Source organism: Bradyrhizobium sp. Crot121, from assembly GCF_059512385.1.
In genome coordinates this window covers 1-245 of sequence record NZ_JCAMOR010000578.1, presented here as the reverse complement: position 1 = coordinate 245, position 245 = coordinate 1, and the positions used below count along the sequence as shown (strand labels likewise).

1 pseudogene is annotated in these 245 nt (G+C 62.0%); it reads right to left on the bottom strand.

Annotation, left to right across the window (positions count from 1 at the left end):
• Window positions 1-60 precede the first annotated feature (60 nt).
• A pseudogene (locus AC5ZGW_RS47960) lies at window positions 61-245 on the bottom strand (IS21 family transposase); the annotation flags it as partial.

Genomic DNA, 245 nt, shown 5'->3' with positions numbered 1-245 from the left:
AAGCCGAGCTCGATCAGGCGTTCGTGGGTGGGATGGTTGAGCATACAGGTCTCCTTGGCTTCAGTGGAAATAATCCCAGCCGCGGATGTTGCCGTGGCGCAGGGGTTGGTGTTCGGAGGGTTCGTCGAGAAAGGTGCGATCCAGGCCGTTCTGGAGGATGGAGCGGATCGAGGCGACGGATCGTGCCTTGATCAGAATGCCGCGCCGGCAGGCCGCGTCGACGCGCTCGGCGCTGTAACTTTTGG